Here is a 3271-nt window from a genome sequence, read left to right on the forward strand (position 1 = left end):
AGGGAACAGGGAACAGGGAACAGGGAACAGGGAACAGGGAACAGGGAATCGGGAATCGGTAATGAAAAAGCTTATGACGTAGCCTTGCTCACGAAAATAGGCAAATTATATGGACACTAGCTTACCTATAATTGTTGATCAGTAGGAAAACACTATTTTCTACCATACCTTAGTGAGTGCTCTCTTTTACCATTCAGATTAATCTAGCTCTCACTAAAGTTGGGACTAGTAATAGCAATCAGTGTAGGAATTGTGATAATTTTGATGCCATATTCCCTACTCCCTAAGGGTGGATATCAATGGAGCCAAAAACACTCATAAAATATAGAATTATCATATCATGTTGTAACAATTACCCTTAATAAAAAGCTCCCCCATCTCCCCATCTCCCCATCTCCCCACCCTCCCCACACTTCCCTACTCCCTACTCCCTATCTCCCTACTCCCTTTCCTAAAGTGCTGATGCCAATTTTAAAATCCTCATTTTTCTGGTTTTTCTGCTTTACGGTAATTTTCCTGCTATCCCAAGATTTCTGGTCTTGGCAGCAAGATATTTCATTCTCCTTCCTTCATCTTCCCCCTTGGGTATTCTATTTTATTGCCTTACAAATTATCCTCGCAGTCGCGTTGTTACTATTTGTGATAAATTTCTGGGAAACTTCGTCTAAGGAAGACCGTTAAGCTTGTAGGGTGGGCAAAAACAGTTTGCTTATGGGTGAGTATTCTAGATTATATGACTTTGCCCACCCTACTTTAATTGCTTCGTCTAAGGAAGACCGTTAAAACTATGGCACTAGACTCGATTATTCCCTATGTTGTGCTGACCGGGTATTTATTAGTAACCCTTGTGGTAGGACTAGTTGGTTATCGCCAACAACAAAACACCCCTGACGATTATTTTTTAGCTGACCGTAACATGGGAGCAATTCTCCTATTTTTCACCCTAATTGCTACCAATTTCAGCGCCTTGGCTTTTCTAGGATTTTCAGGCTCAGGGTATCGCATTGGTCTGAGTTATTACGGCATGATGGGGTTTGGAACTGGCTTAATCGCACTAACCTTTTATTTTATCGGTTATCGAGTCTGGCTTGTAGGCAAAGAACACGGCTTAATCACCCCTTCTGAATTGATTGAAGCCCGTTTCCGTCGGACAGGTGTATCCCCTGGGATTAGCAATACCCTCAAAGTCATTTTTCTTGGGGTTATGGTAATTTTCAGCATTCCCTACTTAACCCTGCAACCGATTGGAGCTGGCTATATTCTTGAAACCTTAACCAATGGACAAATTCCCTATTTTACAGGGGCTACCTTTTTGACAGTTGTGATCGTCCTATATGTGTTCATGGGGGGGATGAGAAGCGTTGCCCTAACCGATGTTATCCAAGGGGTTTTAATGTTTACCTTAATGTTAGCGGCAGTGGCAGGAATTGCTTCTAGTTTAGGGGGGATTACTGAAGCTAACCGTACTGTCTACACCCTCAAACCTGAATTGTTTTCTCGACAGGGTATAGATAATTTTTTTACACATCGTAAGTGGTTTAGCTTCATGATTCTCTGGATGCTTAGTGTCCCTATGTTTCCCCAGATGTTCATGCGCTTTTATGCTTCAAAAACTAGTAATTCCCTAAAAGTTTCGGTAGTGATGTATCCCCTAGTAAGCGCTATCATGTTTATTTGTCCGGTGCTAATCGGAATGTGGGGACATATTTCTTTTTCTGACCTGACAGCAAAAGCATCTGATCAAGTGTTTCCGATGATGCTAGCAGAACATACACCAATCTGGCTAGCTTCTTTAGTGATGGTGGGAGCATTAGCTGCCATGATGTCAACCTTGGACTCCGTACTTTTGGCCCTCAGTTCCATGCTAACTAGAGATATTTATTTTGGTTATTTCCGTAAAACTGCTTCCCTCAACGAACAAACTATTGTTGGTAGAGTACTGATTGTTTTATTGGCAACTATTGGTTTAATTATCGCTAAAAACCCCCCAGATACGATTATTGCGATCGCAACCCAAGCCTTGACGGGATTAGCAGTACTGTTTCCGACAGTAATTGCCGTATTGTATAGCAAAACTATTCATCCTCTAACCTGCATTGTATCGATTCTTGTGGGTGAAGCGGCAGTGATTGGCTTTCAGTTGGGGATTATTCCCAAAAGTCTTACCTTCGGTTTTCTGCCAGTTGTCCCTATTGTTGCCCTTTCAGCATTAATTATTATTGTCGGATCAATCAAGCCGATCCGAATAATGGTTGATAGTAGTGAGTCTTGAGTGCCTCAGTGGTCAGTGGTCAGGTATCAGCTATCAGGTATCAGGTATCAGCTATCAGGTATCAGGTATCAGCTATCAGCTATCAGCTATCAGTCATTGGCCAACGGCTGACGGCACCTCAAGTAGGGTGCGCGTAGCGCATATGCTTACGTACTGAGTCTTGAGTTGGTGAGTCTTGAGTAGACGTGCTTGGCAACTTGTATTATAATGTAATACAAGTACAGTATTTTAGAATTTAGAATTTAGAATTTAGAATTTAGAATTTAGAATTTAGAATTTAGAATTTGGAATTTTACATTCTACATTCTGCATTCTGCATTCTACATTCTGACAAACATCAACTAGCCGGAGGCTAATATGTCCAAAAAACTCGACCAAATTATTGTTGTGGATGTTGAAGCAACCTGTTGGCAAGGGAAGCCACCCCCAGGAGAAGAAAATGAAATCATTGAAATTGGCATTTGTGTATTGGATGTTGTTTCTGGGAAGCCCCTGGAAAAAGACAGTATTTTGGTAAAACCAGAACGCTCAAGGGTCAGTGAATTTTGTACCAAACTGACTACATTAACCCAGGAGCAAGTTGACCAGGGAATTTCATTTGTTGAAGCTTGTTCAATGCTACAGGATAAGTATTTATCTGCTCGGCGAGTGTGGGCCAGCTATGGGGATTATGATCGAAATCAATTTCAGAAACAGTGTACATCTCGTTTTTTGAGATATCCCTTCGGCACTAGACATATCAACATCAAGACTTTGTTTGCGATTAGTTATGCTTTGCCCCATGAAGTTGGTATGGCACAAGCTTTGGATTTACTCAATCTACCGCTAGAAGGTACTCACCACCGGGGAGGAGATGATGCTTGGAATATTGCTCGGATATTCTCAAGGTTACTTTTGCAATTAAGAACTACATCATGATCTCGACTAGAGTTATTCCAGAAGTGGGGAATCGGGAATCGGGAATCGGAACCCACCCCTAACCCCTCCCAGGAGGGGAAC

The 3271-nt window shown here is 41.8% G+C and carries 3 protein-coding genes; all 3 read left to right on the forward strand.

The window, feature by feature from the left end:
* Window positions 1-462 precede the first annotated feature (462 nt).
* Window positions 463-681 carry a hypothetical protein gene (locus tag AC4II3_RS32105; RefSeq protein WP_488029840.1) on the forward strand — a complete coding sequence of 73 codons (219 nt, stop codon included), beginning with the start codon at window positions 463-465 and terminating at the stop codon, window positions 679-681.
* A gap of 106 nt (window positions 682-787) precedes the next feature.
* The gene (locus AC4II3_RS32110; RefSeq protein WP_488029839.1) at window positions 788-2272 is read left to right on the forward strand and encodes a sodium:solute symporter family transporter; all 1485 of its coding nucleotides are present in this window, start codon (window positions 788-790) and stop codon (window positions 2270-2272) included.
* Window positions 2273-2629: 357 nt separating this feature from the next.
* On the forward strand, window positions 2630-3190 hold the full coding sequence (locus AC4II3_RS32115) for a 3'-5' exonuclease (RefSeq protein ID WP_490723029.1): 561 nt from the start codon (window positions 2630-2632) through the stop codon (window positions 3188-3190).
* Window positions 3191-3271: the final 81 nt, after the last annotated feature.

The sequence above is a fragment of the Moorena sp. genome, assembly GCF_982860115.1.